The following is an 18,869-nucleotide window of genomic DNA, read 5'->3' as shown; positions in this document are numbered from 1 at the left end:
TCTACCGGGAGGGATTGCCGGCAACGCCCCCGCCGGGCTGGCTGGGGTCACCGGGCTTTCTTGGCGGCAAAACGGGCGCGCATGCCGGGGACACTGACCAAGGCCACGATCAGCAACGCAAGGACGATCTCCATCCACGCATACAAGGCGGTATCGCGGTGGCTCCAGGCGCTCATCACGCCGTGACTGAACCAGAACAGCGCCAATACTCCCGCCCAGAAGCGTGCCACCGCGCGCTGTGCCAGTATGCCCAGCAGCAACAGTACCGGCGGCGCCACAAACACCAAGGCTACCGCCAGCAAATGGCGGTCGGCGCGGAACCACCACGCATACAGGCCGGCCAACAGCGCCAATGCCAAGGCCAGGATCAGATCGCGGTTGCGACCGCTCATTGCGCCAGGCGCCGGGCGATATCGGCCACCCGCCGGCCCAGCGCCCGCGCCAGCACTGCCTCATCGTCGGTGGGTTGGGGATCATCCTGGGTGCCGGCCACATGGCTGGCACCATACGGGGTGCCGCCACTGGTGGTGTGGCTCAGCGCCGGCTCGGTGAAGGGGATGCCGACGATCAGGCAGCCGTGGTGCAGCAGCGGCAGGTGCATCGACAACAGGGTCGACTCCTGGCCGCCATGCATCGAGGCAGTGGAAGTGAACACTGCTGCCGGCTTGCCGGCCAGGGTGCCGTTGACCCATTCCGCGCCCAGGCCATCAAGGAAGTGCTTTACCGGCGCGGCCATGTTGCCGAAGCGGGTAGGGCTGCCCAGCACGATGCCGTCGCACTCGGCCAGATCGGCGATGTCCACATAGGGGGCGCCGTCTTCGGGCACAGGCGGGGCGCTGGTCTGGGTAACGGCGGCGACCGGCGGCACGGTACGCAGGCGGGCGCTCATGCCCGGCACCTCGCCGATACCGCGGGCGATCTGCCGCGCCAGCCGGGCCACCGAGCCACCACGGCTGTAGTAAAGCACCAGAATTTCCGCCATCGCAACGTTCACTCACTCTTACAGGAACCGGCAGTATCAACGATGCGGCCCGCGCTTTGCATCGGGTACCCTTGCCGAATGGAACCTTTGGATTCACTCAACCTATGGATGGAGCGCCTGCGTGACCGGGCGCGCAACGTCAGCTTCGGTCGCTTCCTGTGGAAGCGCTTTGTGGATGACCGCCTGTTCCAGGCTGCTGGCTCGTTGGCCTACACCACGGTATTCGCGTTGGTGCCGCTGGCCATCGTTGTGTTCGGGGTGCTGTCCGCGTTCCCGATGTTCGACCGGTGGAGCGAAGCGCTCAGCGACTACGTGTTCTCCAACTTCGTACCCTCGGCGGCGCGTGCGGCCGAAGGCTATCTGAAGCAGTTCTCGGCCAGCGCCGGGCAGCTGACCGCCGCCGGTTTCCTGGCCTTGGTGGTGTCGCTGCTGATCACCCTCAACAGCGTCGAGCAGACCTTCAACCGCATCTGGCGGGTGGCTTCGGCGCGGCCGCAGCTGACCCGCTTCCTGGTCTATTGGACGGTACTGACCCTGGGTGCCTTGCTAGCCGCCGCCTCGCTGGCGATCTCGGCCAAAGTGTTGTCGCTGCCCTTGTTCGGTACCACCGAGGGCCGCTGGCTGGCCGATCTTGGCCTGCGCCTGGCGCCGGTACTGATCGAATTCGTCTGCGTGGTGCTGATCTACCGGGTGGTGCCACATCACACGGTGAAGTGGCGCCACGCCATTCCGGGTGCGCTGCTGGCGGTGCTGATGCTGGAGCTGGTGAAATGGGGCATGGGCCTGTACCTGGGCAGCTTCCAGTCCTATCAGAAGCTTTATGGCACGGTCGCCTTTGTGCCGATCCTGCTGCTGTGGATCTACCTGAGCTGGGTGTCGGTCCTGCTGGGCGCATCACTGGCCTCGTCGATTGCCGCCTTCCGCTATCAGCCAGCGGCGATGCGGCTGCCACAGGGCTGTGAGCTTTACGGCCTGCTGCGTCTATTGGGGCGCTTCCGCGAGGCGCGGCAACAAGGGCAGGGGCTGGATGAAGACCAGCTGTTGCTGCTGGAGCCCATGCTGACGGACTCCTTGTTGCAGCAGTTGCTGGAGCACATGGAAGCTATTGGCGTGCTGCGCCGTGACGAGCGCGGTGAATGGCTGCTGGCACGCGACCTGGACAGCATCAGCCTGCATGAACTGTATGAAAGTTCGCAGCTGCGTATTCCGGTCGCCGAGGAATACCTGCCGCTGCGCGAGGACAGCCTTGGGCAAGCGGCCTGCAATGCCCTGGATCAACTACGTCTGCCGTTGCGCGAACTGCTCAAGCGCCGTGTGGATGACATTTATGTAGACCGCGGAGATAGTCGATGATCAACAAGTTCGTCCCCATCGCGCTGCTGGCATTGGCCTTGGCAGCGTGCAAGCCCGAGCAGGCACCTGTCGCCGCACCGGCTGCCGTATCCGAGGCACCGGCGGTGCCCGAGGCGACGCAGCCTGGTGTGGTCCAGCAGACGGTGGAAGTACCGCAACTGCAGGTGCCGACCGTGGATGGCAAAACTTATGACCTGGCCAGCCATCGTGGGCAGTGGGTGGTGGTGAATTTCTGGGCTACCTGGTGCGCGCCCTGCCTGCAGGAAATGCCCGAGTTGTCGGCGCTGCACGCCATGCGCAGCAATGTGGAAGTGGTTGGCCTTGCCTATGAGGACATCGAGCTGGACGAGATGCAGGCGTTTCTGAAGGAGCATCCGGTGGCCTATCCGATCGCCATCATCGACACCTTCAGCCCGCCCAAGGATTTCGCGACGCCGCGTGGCTTGCCGATGACCTACCTGATCGGGCCGGACGGCAAGGTGGCCAGGCAGTTCCTGGGGCCTGTGAATGCGCAGGAGATCGAGCAGGCGATTGTGGCGGCTGGGGGCAAGGCGGTTTAAGCGTGGTGGTTTTTGGGTTGGGGTTTCGAGGCGGCGGCGAAAAGCTCTGAAGCCAAGAGCACCCCTCCCCAGCCCTCCCCTTCGCTACGCGAAAGGGAGGGGGCTGTTCTCTGCAATCTGTCAGATGGTTGCGGTGCCGCTCATACCCCCTCCCTTTCGCGTAGCGAAGGGGAGGGTTGGGGAGGGGTAGCTTTCAAGCTCTCCACGCAATGCCAGCTTCGCGGCGTACGCCGCTTCTACGGCATTGTCGGTAAAGTCCCTGCCGAGCATGGCTCGGCACTACGGGGCCGGGCGCGCGCTATGGTTTGACTGCTTCTTCATCCACGGCAAACGGCGCAATCGGCTTCACCACGCCGTACTTTTCTTTCTTGGGCTTACCCGGCAGCGGTGGCAGTTCGACCACCGGTTCATCGATGTGGGTATCCGGCAGGCGATCCAGCAGGTCACGGATCAGGGTCAGGCGGCCACGCTTCTGGTCATTGAAATCCACCAGCGTCCATGGCGCCTGCGCGGTGTGGGTGGCCTCCAGCATGGCTTCACGGGCCTGCGTGTAGGCGTTGTATTCCTGGCGCGATTTCAGATCTATCGGTGACAGCTTCCAGCCCTTGAGTGGATCGTCGCGGCGCTCGGCGAAGCGTTTTTCCTGCTGTTCCTGGTCCACGCACAGCCAGTACTTGAACAACAGGATGCCGTCTTCGACCAGCAGTTTCTCAAATGCCGGCGCCTGCTTGAGGAAGGTCTTGTACTGCGCATCGGTGCAATAGCCCATCACCTTTTCCACGCCGGCGCGGTTGTACCAGCTGCGGTCCATCAGCACGATCTCGCCAGCAGCGGGCAGGTGCGCGATATGGCGCTGGAAATACCACTGGCTGTCTTCGCGCTCGTTGGGCTTGGGCAAGGCCACCACCCGGCACTGGCGCGGGTTGATGTGTTTGGCGATGTCCTGGATCACGCCGCCCTTGCCGGCGGTATCGCGGCCTTCGAACAGCACCAGCACACGCTGCCCGCAGTGCTGGGCCCAGCGGGCCATGTTGGCCAACTCCAGCTGCATCGGTTCCAGCAACGCTTCGTACTGTTTGCGCTTGAGCTTGCCCATGGTCACTCCTCGTGGAGTGTCGAGCCTAACCCAATCGCATGTCAGCCAATGTCAGCGCCACGCCAGCCGTGGCTGCCGGCCAGTTGTTGCAGCAGCTGGGTCAGGTCGCGGGCGAAGCCGGCCATGTCGAACAGACTGCTGCGCTCGCGCGCCTCGGCCAGCCGCCGGCGCGTGGCCTGCAGGGCGGCGGCATCGTTGCCCAGCGCAATTGCCTTGGCGATGAAGGCCTGGTCATCGGTGACGTTCATGTCGTCCAGGCCCAGGTGATGGTTGAGGCTGCCCGCTACCCGCGCTGCAAACGTGCTTCCGGGCGCGGTCAACACCGGGCAGCCGGCCCATAGCGCGTCGGAGGCGGTGGTGTGGGCGTTGTACGGGTGCGTATCCAGGAACAGATCGGCATGCTGGTAGCGGGCCAGATACTGCGGATGCGGCAGTTTGCGCATGAACACCAGGCGCGCCGGGTCCACCCCGCGCTGGCGGGCGACGTCCTGTAGGCGCTGGTCGGCCTTGCCGGGGCCGGACAGCAGCCACAGCACGCTGCCGGGCACACCCTGCAACACCTGCAGCAGGCGCTCCACACTGCGCGGGTTGAGCTTGTAGCTGTTGTTGAAGCAGCAGAACACCACGCCGGTTTCCGGCAGGCCGCAGTCGCTGCGCGAGGGTGGTGGCTGAACTATGCGGGTGTTGTCCGAGGGCTGGAAGGCACGTGGCAGGCGCAGCACCCTTTCGCTGAAGCCTGATTCCACCGCGGGCGGCAATACGAAATCATCCGCCACGAGGTAGTCGATCCACGGTGCACCGGACGTACCGGGGTAGGCCAGCCAGTTCAACTGCAGCGGAGCAGGGCGCATGGCCAGTACTTCGGGTGTGCCACCGCCACCCCAGCCGCGCAGGTCGAACAATAGATCGATGCTTGCGTTGCGGATGCGCTGGGCGATTGCTGCATGCGCCTGGCCGCTGACGTCGTGCAGTTGCTCGGCAGCGGCCTGCAGGCGTTGGCGGATGCCGCTGCCATCGTCGCTGTTGAGCGCGAACAGATGCACCTCCAATTGCGGCTGCGCGCGCAACTGCTCGAACAGGGCGACCGTCAGCAGCCCGGTCGGATGTGCGCCGAAACCGTTGGAAAGGAAGCCGACGCGCAGCGCACCGTGTGCACGCACCTGCGTTGCAGGTAGGCGCGGAATGGCTTGGGCAAGCACGCTGGAACGTTGCCGCGCACAGGAAAGTTGTTCGGCGGCGCTGGCCTCTTCGCTGAGGAAGGCAAAGGGCTCCACGGCGGGATTGCCTTGCGCGACCGCGCGGCGCACCTGCTGCGAGAGCGCATCGATATCGCGCCAGTCGCAGAGCCGGCGCTGCCAGTTCAAGCGCTGTGCGGCCATATAGGCCTCGTCCGGTGCCAGTGCATGCGCGCGGCGATAGGCATCGGCGGCGGCTTCGGGTTGGTTGGCGTCTTCCAGTACATGGCCCAGCCACAGGGCCATGCCGGGGTGCTGCGGAGCGAGCTGGCAGGCCTGCTGTAGCAGCGCGGCAGCGTCGTCATGCCTGCCCTGCATCCAACGGGCGCGGCCGAGCCGGGCGAGGGCTTCGGGGTGTTGTGGGCGCAACTGCAGCGCTCTGGAGGCCGCTGCCTCACCTGCGCGTATATCGCCCGCGCCAAGTTCCGCGTCGGCCAGCATCACCCAGGCGATGAAGTCACCCGGTTGGCGGGTGACGGCATGGCGGAGCTGGTCGCGTTCGTTGAGGGCGTTGGTCATTGTGCTGGCTTTGCCCCCTCCCTTGCGCAGAGCGCAGGGGAGGGATGGGGAGGGGTGGTTTTTGATTTTGCTCTGGGCTGGTGATCAAGGCCAAATCCAGAGGTCGCAGCCAAAGCCAAAGCTACCCCTCCCCAGCCCTCGCCTATGCTGCGCATAAGGGAGAGAGCGTATTAGGTCCCTTCAGCCAGGCGCGCCAGCTCATCGACCTGGTGTTCGTGCTGCAGGCGTGCGATCAGGTCGTCCAAGCCGCCTTCGATGATGTTGGGCAGGTCATACAAGGTCAGGCCTTCGACGCGGTGGTCGGTGATACGGCCCTGCGGAAAGCTGTAGGTGCGGATGCGCTGGCTGCGGTCGCCGCTGCCTACCTGCAGGCGGCGCGACTCGGCCTGTGCTGCGGCCTGCTTGCTGCGCTCGGCATCCAGCAACTGCGCCTTCAGCCGCTTCATCGCCTTGTCGCGGTTGGCGTGCTGGCTGCGCTCGGTCTGGCATTCCACCACTACGCCGGTGGGGACGTGGGTGATGCGGATCGCCGACTCGGTCTTGTTGACGTGCTGGCCGCCGGCGCCGGAGGAACGGAACGTGTCCACCTTCAGATCCGCCGGGTTGATCACCACGTCTTCGACATCGTCGGCTTCGGGGATGATTGCTACCGTCGCGGCCGAGGTGTGGATGCGGCCCTGCGATTCGGTGGCCGGCACGCGTTGCACACGGTGCGTGCCGGATTCGAACTTCAGCTTGGAATAGGCGCCGCGACCAACCACGCGTGCCACGATTTCCTTGTAGCCGCCGTGTTCGCCGGGGTTGTCGGATTCGATTTCCACCTTCCAGCCCTGGCGCTCGGCATAGCGGGCGTACATGCGGAACAGGTCGCCGGCGAAAATCGCTGCTTCATCGCCGCCGGTGCCGGCGCGCACTTCCAGGAACAGGTTGCCTTCGTCGCGCGGGTCACGTGGCACCAGCAGCAGCGCCAGTTCCTCGTCCAATGCCTGCAGGCGGGCCTGGGCGGCGCTGATTTCTTCCTCGGCCAGCTCGCGCAGTTCCGGGTCGTTGCGCATGGCTTCGGCCGAGGCCAGGTCTTCCAGCGCACGGGTTTCGTTCGCCAATGCGGTGGCGATGGGTTCCAGTTGCGAGAACTCACGGGAAAAATTGCGGAAACGCTCGTTGTCGGCGACCACATCGGGGTCGGAAAGCAGGCGTTCCAGTTCTTCTCGGCGCTCGGCCAGTGCCAGCAGCTTACGGCGCAGGGTCGGCGTCATCATTCCTCGCAGCGGGGTGGTGATACCCGGGGGTGGCCGGGAACAGGCGCTCGGCGGCGCGGGTAAGGTCGGTATCGCCATCCTGTGCGGCTTGGCGCAGGGCGGCGGTGGGCGGATGCAGCAGGCGGTTGGTCAGGCCGTGCGCCAACTGCTCCAGTACTTCGTCCGGCAGTTTGCCATGCGCCAGCTGTTGCCGGGCCTTGGCCAGCAATTCGGCGCGGGTTGCCTCGCCGAACGCACGCAGCTGCCGGATCGGTGCCTGTAGGCGCGCGGCGCGCAGGTTTTCCAGATAGCGGGTCACCTGCAGGTCGATGATGGATTCGGCCTCGGCGGCGGCCTCGCGGCGGCCGCGGCGGTTTTCTTCCACAGCCCGTTCCAGGTCATCCACGGTGTACAGATAGGCGTCGGCCAGCTTGCCAACCTCGGCGTCGATATCGCGCGGCACGGCCAGGTCGAACAGCAGCATCGGCTTGTGCCGGCGCAGGCGCAGCGCGTTGGCGACCTGACGGTGCAGGATCACCGGCTCGCGCGCGGCGGTGGCCGAGAACACCACGTCGGCTTCGCCCAGATGGCGCTCCAGCTCGGTCAAGGGCAGCGCCACGCCGCCGTGGCGGCTGGCCAGATCCTGCGCATTGGCCAGGGTGCGATTGGCGATCAGCAGGCGCTTTACCTTGGCATCGCTCAGGTGCTTGGCGACCAGCTCCATGGTCTCGCCGGCGCCGACCAGTAGCACGGTGGATTCGTCCATGCGCGCAAACGAGTCCTGCGCCAGTCGCACCGCGGTGGAGGCCACCGAGATTGGATTGGCGCCGACGCGGGTGTCGGTGCGCGCACGCTTGGCCACGGAGAAGGTCTGCTGGAACAACCGGTCCAATTGTTGCCCGATTGCGCCGCTGTCGTGGGCCAGCGCCCAGGCATCCTTGACCTGGCCCAGGATCTGCGGCTCGCCCAGCACCATCGAGTCCAGGCCGGTGGCGACCCGGAACAGATGGCGTACGGCCTCAGCGTCGCTGTGCTGGTAGAGATAGCCTTGCAGGCTGCCGGCATGGTGTTCCAGCCAATGGCTCAGGGCCTTGCTGTCCTCGGCAACGGCATACAGCTCGGTGCGGTTGCAGGTGGACAACAGTACCGCCTCGGCCAGTTGCGGGGTTTGCCGCAAAGAATCCATCGCCCGCGGCAAGGCGTCTCCGCCAAAGGCAGCGCGTTCGCGCAGTTCTACCGGCGCAGTCTGGTGATTCAGTCCGAGCACCCACAGGGTCATCTGTTCAGTTGCTTGCGATAAGCTGCTGGCTGTTGAAGGCCGCCATTTTACGGCCCGGTTGCGTCAGATGCCCGTATTCAATCGCATATGCACCGTTCTGTTGCTTTCCCTACCGGTTTTTCCGGTGCTGGCGGCCCCGGTTGCGCCTGTCCAGGCCCCACTGGCGGCTGAAGGCCTGCCGCTGACCCCGGTGCTGGCCGGCGAGTTCTCGCTGCAGGCCGGCAAGCTGCCCGACGCCGCCCGCTGGTACCTGCAGGCCGCCCAGGAAGCCAAGGGCGACGTGGGTCTGGCTGAACGCGCCACCCGCATCGCCATGCTGGCCGACGACGCCGACCGCGCCGAACAGGCGCTGGCCCTGTGGGCACAGCGTGACCCCGGCTCGGTCGCGGTGCGCGGCACCCGTGGCGCGCTGGCCATGCGCAATGGCGATGCCAAGCTGGCTCGCAAGGAGTTGTTGGCGGTGCTGCGTTCACCTGAGCCACGCGCCTGGCGCTATGCGTTGCTTGCGTTGGCTACTGGCGGCCGTGACCCGGCGGTGCCAGCGCAGGTGCTGGGCATGCTGGTGGACGCCAATGCGATCCCCAACGACCTGGAGGCCTGGCAGGAGTTTGGTCGGCTGGCCCTGCGCATGGAGAGCCCGGAGCTTTCGCGGCGCATGGTCGGCGAGGTGGTCCGGCGCTTCCCGGATGAGCCGCGGGTGGCGCTGTTGCATGCGTCCCAGCTCAACCAGGCTGGCAAGAAGGACGAGGCGCTGGCCCTGCTCAAGGGCATCGAGCCGAAGGCGGAGAAGGACGACGAGCTGCGCGGTGCGCTGGCCATCGCCTATGACACCCTGGGTGAGACCGCTGCCGCCGAGCATGTGCTGTCGGTAGGCGAGCAGAACCTGCAGAGTTGGGGCATGCGTGCCTCGCTGCTGGCCAAGCAGAAGGACGATGTGGCGCTGTTGGCGCTGTATCAGGACATCGCGGCCAAGGCCAGCAAGCCGGACCCCGACCAGCGCCTGCTGTTGGGCAAGATCGCCGAATACCTGAAGCGCTACCAGGAGGCCGTGGATTGGTATCACGGCGTGCCTGGTGGCGAGCATCGCGGTGAGGCGCAGCTGCGTGCGGTCAATGCCCTGCACCTGATGGGTGACAAGGCGCGCGCCGCCAAGGAAGTGCAGGCGGTGCAGGCAGATGCCTCGCTGGATGACGATGTGCGCCGCGACGCCTATCTGCTCGAGTCCGAACTGCAGCTGCGTGATGGCGAAACCAAGGCCGAGTTCGATGTGCTGGCACGTGGCCTGGCTGCATTCCCGGATGACAGTGCCTTGCTGTACGCCCGCGCGCTGGCCTGGGAGCGCAACGACAATGTGCCGCGTGCCGAGGCTGATCTGCGCAAGGTGCTGGTTGCCGAGCCCGAGAACGTGGCGGCGCTCAATGCGCTGGGCTACACCCTGGCCGACCGCACCCAGCGCTACCAGGAGGCATTGGAGCTGATTGATCGCGCGCGCGTGGCCGAGCCGGACAATGCCGCCATTGTCGACAGCTATGGGTGGGTGCTGTATCGCCTGGGTCGCAACGACGAGGCGCTGGTGCACCTGCGCCGGGCCTGGACCTTGAACAAGGACCCGGAAATCGCCGCGCATGTTGGCGAAGTGCTGTGGGTGCTGGGGCAGAAAGACGAAGCCAGACGCTTCTTCGATGAGGCCCGCAAGCTGGATCCGGATAACCGCGCGCTGCAGCGTGCGATCGAAAAGTTGGGTGTATGAACGCAATGATGTGGCGGGCGCCGTTGGCGTTGCTGATGGTGGGTGCGCTTGCAGCCTGTGGTTCGGTGCCCAAGCGGCAGGCGACGCCGGTCGCGACTGAGGTTTCGCAGGTGTCGGCGCAGGCGCAGGCGGCGGAGCAGCAACGCCAGGCTGCCTTGCAGGCGAGGCCGAACTGGTCGTTCCAGGGCCGGGTGGCGATCAGCAAGGGCCGCAACGGTGGCAATGGCCGGATCGACTGGTTGCAGCAGGGGCCGGCCTACCAGGTCAGTCTGGCCGCGCCGGTTACCCGCCAGAGCTGGCAGCTCAGTGGCGGTGAGCCCGGGCAGGCGGTGCGCCTGGACGGTCTGGAAGGTGGTCCACGCACGGCCGATGACGCCGGTCAGCTGCTGTTGCAGGCTACTGGCTTGGAAATTCCGGTCGCCCAGCTGGCCGAGTGGGTGCGTGGCCTGCCCAGCGCCGGTGCCAGCCCCGAGCACCTCGGTTTCGACGCCGAGGGTCGGCCGCGGGTGCTGCGCCAGCAGGGCTGGCAGGTGGATTACCTGGATTGGTATCCGGCCGAAGCGGGGCGTCCCTCGCTGCCGCGCCGGATCGAAGCGGTCAATGGCGATGCCAAGGTCCGCCTGATCGTTGATGAATGGGGTACGGACGCGCCATGACCGCCGTTGTTGACGCCGCGGGCTGGTCGTACTGGCCGGCCCCGGCCAAGCTGAACCTGTTTCTGCACATCACCGGCCGGCGTGCTGATGGCTACCACGTGCTGCAGACCGTATTCCGCTTGCTGGATTGGGGCGATCGCATCGGGCTGCGCCTGCGTGAAGATGGTCAGGTGCACCGGGATGGGCCATCGGTGGCTGGCGTTGCCGAGGCGGATGATCTTGTGGTTCGTGCGGCTATTGCACTGAAAATTGCGAGCAATTGCGACAAAGGTGTCGATATCCGGGTCGAAAAACGGATTCCGGCCGGTGGCGGCTTTGGCGGTGGCTCCTCCGATGCGGCCACCGTACTGGTGGCGCTGAACGCGCTGTGGGGCACCGGGCTGGGCGAGGATGCGCTGGCAGCCCTGGGCGTCCGCCTGGGGGCCGATGTACCGGTATTTGTGCGCGGGCGCAGCGCCTGGGCCGAAGGCGTGGGCGAATTGCTGACGCCGATTGAATTGCCGGAAGCATGGTATTTGCTGGTGGATCCGGGGGTTCACGTGCCCACGGCTGAACTTTTCCGTTCACAGCATTTGACGCGGGATGCCAAGCCCGTGAAAATAGCGGACTTCGCTTCCGGGACCGTCCTCGGAAATGCGTTCGAGCCGGTACTACGGCGCCAGGAACCTGCCATCGAGGCGACGTTCCAGGCCTTGTCAGGTATTGGTCGGGCACGACTCACGGGGTCGGGAAGCGGTTGTTTCGTCGAGTTCGCCACGCGCGCTGCTGCAGAGCAGGCCTTGGCGGAGTTGCCGCTGCAACTGCGAGCATGGGTAGCTGCGGGTGTTGATCGCTCGCCACTGCTGGATGCGCTGGATACGACGGGAATTGTTTGATGCAGGGGCGTCGCCAAGAGGCCCAAGGCACCAGGTTTTGATCCTGGCATTCGTAGGTTCGAATCCTACCGCCCCTGCCACACACTCCCAACGCTGTAAGCGCAATGGATGTGCGCCAGTCACACCCGCGCCAACACCGCAGTACTCACGTTTCCATTCGCTACTCGCCCCCGCCCGAGAGAGCTGTCATGCAAGATTCCCCGAACCTGCTGGTCTTTTCCGGCAATGCCAACAAACCTCTTGCACAGAGCATCTGCAAGGAACTCGGGGTAAGGCCGGGCAAGGCGCTGGTTTCCAAGTTCTCCGACGGTGAAGTACAGGTCGAGATCCAGGAAAACGTGCGCAAGCAGGACGTTTTCGTCGTTCAGCCGACCGGTGCTCCCAGCGCCGAGAATCTGATGGAACTGCTGGTGATCATCGACGCGCTCAAGCGCGCGAGCGCCGCATCCGTCACCGCGGTGGTGCCGTACTTCGGCTACGCCCGCCAGGATCGTCGCATGCGCTCCTCGCGCGTGCCGATCACCGCCAAGGTTGCTGCAAAGATGTTCTCGGCCGTGCACACCGACCAGATCCTCACGGTCGACCTGCACGCCGATCAGATCCAGGGTTTCTTCGACATGCCGGTCGATAACGTCTATGCGTCGCCGCTGCTGCTGGCCGACATCTGGCGCGTCTACGGCACCGACAACCTGATCGTGGTCAGCCCGGACGTAGGCGGCGTGGTACGCGCCCGCGCCGTGGCCAAGCGCCTGGATGATGCCGACCTGGCCATCATCGACAAGCGCCGCCCGCGTGCCAACGTTGCCACCGTGATGAACATCATCGGTGACGTTGAAGGTAAGACCTGCGTGATGGTCGACGACATCGTCGACACCGCCGGCACCCTGTGTGCTGCCGCTGCTGCCCTCAAGGCGCGCGGTGCGCTGAAGGTCGCCGCCTACTGCACCCACGCCGTGCTCTCGGGCCCGGCGGTGGACAACCTGAACAACTCCCAGCTCGACGAGCTGGTGGTGACCGACACGATTCCGCTTTCCGAAGTGGCCCGCGTCTGTCCCAAGATCCGCCAGATCAGCGTGGCCGAAATGCTGGCCGAGACGATGCGCCGCATCGCCTTCGGTGAGTCGGTCAGCTCGATGTACGTGGATTGATGGATCCGGTCCCCGGTTTGTTCGGGGATCACATCAGGCTCTTCTGGTCGCGGAAGAGTCTCTACGCAGCGCCGCGAGGCGGTGCAACAACCTAGAGTAGTCAACAATGGCAAAGTCTCACGAAATCAAAGTCGCTCGTCGTGACGTGCAAGGTCAGGGTGCGAGCCGCCGCCTGCGTCACGCCGGTGTGGTTCCGGGCATCGTTTACGGCGGTGGCCGTGAACCGGTGAAGGTCGAGTTCAACCACAACGAAATCTGGCTGGCCCAGTTCAACGATTGGTTCTACTCCTCGATCATCGACCTGAACCTCGATGGCACCATCCACAAGGTGCTGCTGCGTGACATGCAGCGTCACCCGTACAAGCAGCTGGTCATGCACCTGGATTTCCAGCGCGTGAACGAAAACGAAGTGCTGCACGCTTCGGTGCCGCTGACCTTCATCAACGAAGACACCTCGCCGGCTGGCAAGGCTGCCGACGTGCTGGTCACCCACGAACTGAAGGAAGTGGCGATTGCCTGCTTGCCGAAGGACCTGCCGGAGTCGATCGAAGTCGACCTGGGCGAGCTGAAGGCTGGCGACATCATCTACCTGTCGGGCCTGAAGCTGCCGGCTGGCGTGGAAATCCCGGCATTGAAGCTGGGCAAGGGCCATGACGACGCTGTTGTCATCGCCAAGACCGCCGCTGCAGAAGAAGCAGCAGCCGAGTAATCGGCTATGTTGCGCCCGCTCTTCGGGGCGGGCGCAGCAGGTGTATCTGACAGATGACTGGCTTGCGATTGATCGTTGGTCTGGGCAACCCCGGACCCGAACACGCCCGGACCCGGCACAATGCCGGGTTTCATTTCGTTGAGGCCCTGGCAGAGCGGCAGGGCGCGCGCTGGGCGCTGGAAAGCAAATTGTTTGGCGAAATCGCCAAGGTCGAGATTGCCGGGCAACCGGTATGGCTGCTGAAGCCGGCGACCTATATGAACCTGTCTGGCAAATCGGTCACCGCCGCACAGCGGTTCTGGAAGATCGAGCCGGAAGAAACCCTGCTTGCCCACGACGAACTGGACATGCCGCCCGGCGTAGCCCGGCTCAAGTTTGACGGCGGGCATGGTGGCCAGAACGGCCTGCGTGACACCATCCGCCTGCTCGGTCATGGCAAGTTCCATCGCCTGCGTCTTGGCATCGGCCATCCCGGTCACAAGGACCGCGTGGTGGGCTGGGTGCTTGGTCGTCCGTCGCCGGACGACGCCATACTGATGGCGCAGGCCATCGATGCGGCCATCGACGTGATGCCGTTGGCGGTAGCTGGCGATTTCAGCGAAGCAATGAAGCGGTTGCACACCACCAAGTGAGCGAAAAATGGGGAATGGGGAATGGAACGGCAATAGGCCCTTCCGCTTCTCCATTCCCGATTTTCCATTCACGGGAGTTCAAGCATGGGTATCAAATGCGGCATCGTCGGTCTGCCCAATGTCGGCAAGTCGACCCTGTTCAATGCGCTGACCAAGGCGGGTATCGCTGCGGCCAACTTCCCGTTCTGCACGATCGAGCCGAACACCGGCGTGGTGCCGGTGCCGGATCCGCGCCTTGATGCGCTGGCGGCGATCGTCAAGCCGGAGCGGGTGATCCCGACCACGATGGAGTTCGTCGACATCGCCGGCCTGGTCGCTGGTGCGTCCAAGGGTGAAGGCCTGGGCAACAAGTTCCTGGCCCACATCCGTGAGACCGACGCCATCGCCCACGTCGTGCGCTGCTTCGAAGACGGCAACGTCATCCACGTGGCCAACAAGGTCGACCCGATCGCCGACATCGAAACCATCGACACCGAGCTGGCGCTGGCCGACCTGGAATCGGTGCTGAAGGCACTGGATCGCGCTACCCGCGCGGCCAAGGCCAACGACAAGGACGCGCTGGCACGCAAGCCGGTGCTTGAAAAGCTGGCTTCGGCGCTGGATCAGGGCAAGTCGGCGCGTGCCGCTGGCCTCGATGCCGATGAGAAGGCGTTGATCCGTGACATGTTCCTGATCACGCTGAAGCCGCTGATGTACATCGCCAACGTCGCCGAAGATGGCTTCGAGAACAACCCGCTGCTGGACGTGGTGCGCGCCCGTGCCGCGGCCGAAGGTGCTGAAGTCGTGCCGGTGTGTGCGGCCATCGAAGAAGAAATGGCGCAGCTGGATGACGCCGACCGTGATGAGTTCCTCAAGGACCTCGGTCTGGAAGAGCCGGGCCTGAACCGCGTGATCCGTGCCGGCTACAAGCTGCTCGGCCTGCAGACCTACTTCACCGCAGGTGTGAAGGAAGTCCGCGCATGGCAGCTGCGCGCTGGTTCGACCGCGCCGCAGGCAGCAGGCGTGATCCATACCGACTTCGAGCGTGGCTTCATCCGTGCCGAAACCATCAGCTACGAGGACTTCATCAACCTCAAGGGCGAGCAGGGCGCCAAGGAAGCCGGCCGCCTGCGCCTGGAAGGCAAGGACTACATCGTCAAGGAAGGCGACGTGCTGCATTTCCGCTTCAACGTCTGATCCTGGCGACGTTGCTGCAGCAACAAGGCCCCGCATTGCGGGGCCTTGTCGTATGTGTGGTTTGTTGTGTGATCAAAATTTGATCACCTTTTTGAAAGCCTTGCAGCGCAGGGCCTGCACGCGGTTGTCCACAGCCTTCTCCAGCCATTGCGCACAGCGGCTGTGGAGAATTGCTCGGCGTAGCAGAGTTGCTTGCAGGAGCGGCGTAAGCCGCGAAGCTGGCATTCCTGCAGTACCGGGAGACTGCGCCACCTGATGATGTGCGTGCTTCGCGGCTTACGCCGCTGCTACAAAAAAGCCGCATGCCGTCGTTGTAGTGCATTGGCTAAAAATTCACCGCCATTTTGAAAGCCTTGCAGCGCAAGGCCTGCACGCGGTTGTCCACAGCCTTCTCCAGTCATTGCGCACAGCGGCTGTGGAGAATTGCTCGGCGTAAGCAGAGTTGCTTGTAGGAGCGGCGTAAGCCGCGAAGCTGGTATTCCTGCAGTGCCGGGAGACTGCGCCACCTGATGATGTGCGTGCTTCGCGGCTTACGCCGCTGCTACAAAAAGGCCGCATGCCGTCGTTGTAGTGCATTGGCTAAAAATTCACCGCCATTTTGAAAGCCTTGCAGCGCAAGGCCTGCACGCGGTTGTCCACAGCCTTCTCCAGCCATTGCGCACAGCGGCTGTGGAGAAGAATTGCAGTCACGCTTCCCCGGGTTGCGCTCGCTCCAGGGGCCGCTGGTGGCATGCACGATCCGCACAAACAGCAAGGCCCGCCTTTGGCGGGCCTTGCTGGCGTTGCATGCGGGTTGGCCTTACAGCGCCTTGCCGCCCAGCTTCCAGGTGAGCTGCAGGTAGTAGCTGCGGCCCATGCTGTCGAACCACGAGGTGTCGTAGTACGGATAGTTCGACCAGGTCGGGTCCTTCGGCGGCATCTTGTCGAACAGGTTATTGACCGACAGCGACACCCGCAGGTGATCAGTGATGTCGTAGCGGGCGCCAGCGTTGAAGCGCCAGGTGGCCTCGGTCCATGCATCGTTGTCGTAGTTGGCAACCCGGCCCAGATAGCTGCCGAACAGGCTGGCGCCCCACGCACCCTTGTCCCAGCTCACGCCCAGGTTCGACTTCACCCGCGGCAGCGTGGTGGCGCTGAAGCTGACATCGAGCATGTCTTCCTTCGGGTCACCGGGATACTGCTGGCGGGTGTGGCGGTGGGTCCAGTTGTACTGGCCGGTGAAGCTGAAGTCGCCCGCGTTTGCCGTCTGCAGACGGTAGTTGGCGGCCACGTCGATGCCCGAGGTTTCTTCGTTGGCGATGTTGATCGGGCCGAAGTGCACGCTGGTGATGTTGCCGTCTGCATCGCGGATCACGCGGGCCAGCGCATCGACGCAGGTCGGCGAGTTGATGTCCACTGCTGCGCCGGTATCGGTCTTGCCCAGGCGACAGTCCGCTTCCTGGATGCGGAGCAGCTCGCGGTCCTGGGTTTGTACCTGGTTTTCGATGCGGATCCTGTAGTAATCCACCGCCAGGTCGAAGTTGGCCACCGGCGACCAGACGAAACCAGCCGAGAACGACTTGCTGGTTTCCTCGTCCAGTTGCATGTTTCCGCTGTAGACGTCGAACGTGCTGACGTCGTAGTTGCCAAAGTCGCGGTCGTAGCATCCGCCGTCAGTGGCACCGGCATTGTCCGTACGGCAGGCCAGGTAGTCGGTGGCGAAGCGGGTGCGGTAGTAGTCGTTCCCGGCAAACAGGTAGTGCATGTCCGGCGCGCGGAAGCCGGTGCCGTAGGAGCTGCGCAGCAGCAAGGTGTCCAACGGGCGCCATTCCAGGCCGGCGCTGTAGGTGAACTTGCCCGGGTTCCTGTTGCCGTAGCTGTAGCGGTCATAACGCCCGGCCACGCTTGCCTGCAGGCTTGAGGCCAGCGGCACGCGCAATTCACCTGCCGCACTCCAGTGATTGCGGTCGCCATGGCCATCGCCGTAGCGGGGGCCGTAATAGGCGTCTTCGGTCAACGCCAATGGATCGGGGTTGATCTTATAGGACTGCTTGCCGTATTCCACGGCGCCTGCGAAGCCGACATCGCCAGCGGGCATCGAGAACAGTGAGGAGTTGTCTATCGTGTAGCTGAGGTTGTCGTTCTTGGCTTCCGGGCGGAATGTGGACATTGCTGCGATCGAGGCAAACTCGGCCTGGGTCAGTGGCGTGAACAGCCGTGCCGGATCCGGGGTGTAGATCGCGATGCCGTCATCGTCATAACCCTGCAGTTCGCCCAGGAACAGGCGGTTGGCTGCAGCTGCCTTGATGCGCGGCATCTTGACGTCAGCCTTGTACTGGGAGTGGTTGTAGGCCGCTTCCCAGTTCCATTCCTCGGCGAACATGCCCTTCAGGCCGGTGGTCACCGCAAACGTTTTCTGGGTGGTGGTGTTCATGCGGTTTCTCAGGCCGCCGACTTCCTCGGGGCTGAACTGGCGCGCCCAGTTTTCATAACGCTCGGTGGTGGCGTTGTAGAAAATCTTGTTGCGGTAATTGCCGGCCGAGTTCGGGTCATGGAACTCCCAGCCCATGTGGTCACTGGCGACGTCATTGCTGTTGGTGCCGGTCAGCAGCTTGACCTTCTGTTGGCCAAGCTGGACATCGGCAAACCATGACAGGGCGTCATTGAAGCGGTACTCGAACGAGCCATAGGCATTGAAGCCTTTGCGCTCGTTCTGGATGGTGCGATACGCAATAGCACGCTCGCTGCCGCAGTACGGGCCGAGGTCGTTCTCGGCGAGCACGGTGGTACCGCCGTTGAGGCCTGCCATGGCAGCGCAGCCGTCAGCCGGTGCGATGTTTTCGTCATCGTCCCAGTTCTGCAGCTGTGCGATGAGGCGCGGCAGGCGGCGTTCTGCAGCCGGCGAATCCAGCGTCGAATCCTGCACGCTGCGATCGGTGCCCCACAGCGGGCGCTTGTCGATCAGTTCAACGCCGACAATGCCGCTGAACTTGTCCTTCTCGAAGCCAGTGGTAAGCGTCAAGTTATGCGATGAGCCACCGCCACGGCTGGTGTCGCCAAAGCGGTAGTCGATGGTGGTGCCATCGGTGGATTTTTTCAGGATGAAGTTGATGACGCCGGCCATGGCGTCGGAGCCGTACACGGCCGATGCGCTGCCGGTCAGCACTTCAATCCGGTCAATCATGCCCAACGGGATGTTGCCGACGTCGGTGAAGTTGCTGCGGCCATTGAGCGGCAGCGGGAAGTCAGCGATGCGACGGCCGTTGACCAGTACAAGGGTGTGGTTAGGGCCCAGGCCGCGCAGATCGACTGCCTGCGCGCCAGGGGTGGACTGTGCGCCGGTGGTGTTCTGCTGTCCCTGGGTGCTGCCACTGTTCTGGCTGAGCGAGCGCAATACGTCCGGAACCGAGGTGAAACCGGCGGATTTGATCTGCTCGGCGGTCACCACGGTGACCGGGGCAGGACCCTCCACCTGCGCGCGCGGGATGCGCGAGCCGGTGACCTGCACCGTGTCGAGCTGTTGCGGTTGGCCTTGGGCGGCGGTCTGCGCCAGGGCGGGGGCGGCCATCGACAGCAGGGCCAGTTGGATTGAACACACCATTGCGTGCTTACGCATGAATCAGCTCTCTGATGAAAAGTGTTCCGGATTTGTCCCGTCGGCATGTAGGGGAATGCCGCCTAA

Annotated in this window: 16 protein-coding genes and 1 tRNA gene; 10 read left to right on the top strand and 7 right to left on the bottom strand. The window is 64.3% G+C overall.

From position 1 onward, the window contains the following. Window positions 1-47 precede the first annotated feature (47 nt). Together ACVOL0_RS04550 and wrbA are read right to left on the bottom strand one after the other, a co-directional pair. Window positions 48-392: a DUF2069 domain-containing protein gene (locus tag ACVOL0_RS04550; RefSeq protein WP_481548072.1), complete on the bottom strand. Its 345-nt coding sequence runs from the start codon at window positions 390-392 to the stop codon at window positions 48-50. Further along, the gene (gene wrbA / locus ACVOL0_RS04545; RefSeq protein ID WP_481548071.1) at window positions 389-982 is read right to left on the bottom strand and encodes an NAD(P)H:quinone oxidoreductase; all 594 of its coding nucleotides are present in this window, start codon (window positions 980-982) and stop codon (window positions 389-391) included. Before wrbA ends, ACVOL0_RS04550 begins: the two co-directional genes overlap by 4 nt. Before the next feature lie 78 nt (window positions 983-1,060). Between wrbA and ACVOL0_RS04540 the strand changes: the two genes are divergently transcribed. Together ACVOL0_RS04540 and ACVOL0_RS04535 are read left to right on the top strand one after the other, a co-directional pair. Then, on the top strand, window positions 1,061-2,335 hold the full coding sequence (locus ACVOL0_RS04540) for a YihY family inner membrane protein (protein WP_481548070.1): 1,275 nt from the start codon (window positions 1,061-1,063) through the stop codon (window positions 2,333-2,335). Further along, window positions 2,332-2,895 carry a TlpA family protein disulfide reductase gene (locus tag ACVOL0_RS04535; protein ID WP_481548069.1) on the top strand — a complete coding sequence of 188 codons (564 nt, stop codon included), beginning with the start codon at window positions 2,332-2,334 and terminating at the stop codon, window positions 2,893-2,895. The genes ACVOL0_RS04540 and ACVOL0_RS04535 overlap by 4 nt, the downstream gene beginning before the upstream one ends. Before the next feature lie 298 nt (window positions 2,896-3,193). Here the strand turns inward: ACVOL0_RS04535 and ppk2 are convergent, their stop codons facing one another. The 4 genes from ppk2 to hemA form a co-directional block, all read right to left on the bottom strand. Beyond that, window positions 3,194-3,991, bottom strand: coding sequence for a polyphosphate kinase 2 (gene ppk2, locus ACVOL0_RS04530; RefSeq protein WP_481548068.1), 798 nt, complete (start codon window positions 3,989-3,991; stop codon window positions 3,194-3,196). 41 nt (window positions 3,992-4,032) lie between these two features. Next, complete coding sequence (locus ACVOL0_RS04525; protein ID WP_481548067.1) at window positions 4,033-5,745, bottom strand: O-linked N-acetylglucosamine transferase, SPINDLY family protein; 1,713 nt, start codon at window positions 5,743-5,745, stop codon at window positions 4,033-4,035. Window positions 5,746-5,915: 170 nt separating this feature from the next. Continuing rightward, the gene (prfA, locus tag ACVOL0_RS04520) at window positions 5,916-7,001 is read right to left on the bottom strand and encodes a peptide chain release factor 1 (RefSeq protein ID WP_481548073.1); all 1,086 of its coding nucleotides are present in this window, start codon (window positions 6,999-7,001) and stop codon (window positions 5,916-5,918) included. Beyond that, a complete protein-coding gene (hemA, locus tag ACVOL0_RS04515) occupies window positions 6,979-8,262 on the bottom strand; it encodes a glutamyl-tRNA reductase (protein ID WP_481548066.1) in 1,284 nt (427 codons plus the stop codon). The genes prfA and hemA overlap by 23 nt, the downstream gene beginning before the upstream one ends. A 67-nt stretch (window positions 8,263-8,329) precedes the next feature. Between hemA and ACVOL0_RS04510 the strand changes: the two genes are divergently transcribed. The 8 genes from ACVOL0_RS04510 to ychF all read left to right on the top strand — a co-directional run bounded on the left by ACVOL0_RS04510 (window position 8,330) and on the right by ychF (window position 15,208). Further along, window positions 8,330-10,012: a tetratricopeptide repeat protein gene (locus tag ACVOL0_RS04510; RefSeq protein ID WP_481548065.1), complete on the top strand. Its 1,683-nt coding sequence runs from the start codon at window positions 8,330-8,332 to the stop codon at window positions 10,010-10,012. Then, window positions 10,009-10,668 carry a lipoprotein insertase outer membrane protein LolB gene (gene lolB, locus ACVOL0_RS04505; protein WP_481548064.1) on the top strand — a complete coding sequence of 220 codons (660 nt, stop codon included), beginning with the start codon at window positions 10,009-10,011 and terminating at the stop codon, window positions 10,666-10,668. The genes ACVOL0_RS04510 and lolB overlap by 4 nt, the downstream gene beginning before the upstream one ends. After that, a complete protein-coding gene (gene ispE, locus ACVOL0_RS04500) occupies window positions 10,665-11,543 on the top strand; it encodes a 4-(cytidine 5'-diphospho)-2-C-methyl-D-erythritol kinase (RefSeq protein WP_481548063.1) in 879 nt (292 codons plus the stop codon). The genes lolB and ispE overlap by 4 nt, the downstream gene beginning before the upstream one ends. Before the next feature lie 3 nt (window positions 11,544-11,546). Then, window positions 11,547-11,623: transfer RNA gene (locus ACVOL0_RS04495), tRNA-Gln, on the top strand. A gap of 108 nt (window positions 11,624-11,731) precedes the next feature. Next, window positions 11,732-12,691, top strand: a complete 960-nt coding sequence (locus ACVOL0_RS04490; protein ID WP_282267136.1) for a ribose-phosphate diphosphokinase — start codon at window positions 11,732-11,734, stop codon at window positions 12,689-12,691. Between the two features lie 106 nt (window positions 12,692-12,797). After that, window positions 12,798-13,400, top strand: coding sequence for a 50S ribosomal protein L25/general stress protein Ctc (locus tag ACVOL0_RS04485; protein ID WP_481548062.1), 603 nt, complete (start codon window positions 12,798-12,800; stop codon window positions 13,398-13,400). 53 nt (window positions 13,401-13,453) lie between these two features. Beyond that, a complete protein-coding gene (gene pth, locus ACVOL0_RS04480) occupies window positions 13,454-14,032 on the top strand; it encodes an aminoacyl-tRNA hydrolase (RefSeq protein WP_481548061.1) in 579 nt (192 codons plus the stop codon). An 84-nt stretch (window positions 14,033-14,116) separates the two neighbouring features. Next, window positions 14,117-15,208 carry a redox-regulated ATPase YchF gene (ychF, locus tag ACVOL0_RS04475; RefSeq protein WP_481548060.1) on the top strand — a complete coding sequence of 364 codons (1,092 nt, stop codon included), beginning with the start codon at window positions 14,117-14,119 and terminating at the stop codon, window positions 15,206-15,208. A gap of 799 nt (window positions 15,209-16,007) precedes the next feature. Here ychF and ACVOL0_RS04470 read toward each other — a convergent pair. Beyond that, window positions 16,008-18,803 (bottom strand): TonB-dependent receptor plug domain-containing protein, encoded by a 2,796-nt coding sequence (locus ACVOL0_RS04470; protein ID WP_481548059.1) that lies wholly within the window; start codon window positions 18,801-18,803, stop codon window positions 16,008-16,010. Window positions 18,804-18,869: the final 66 nt, after the last annotated feature.

This window comes from Stenotrophomonas sp. STEN021 (genome assembly GCF_056760175.1).
This window is presented reverse-complemented; position numbering and strand designations above follow the sequence as displayed.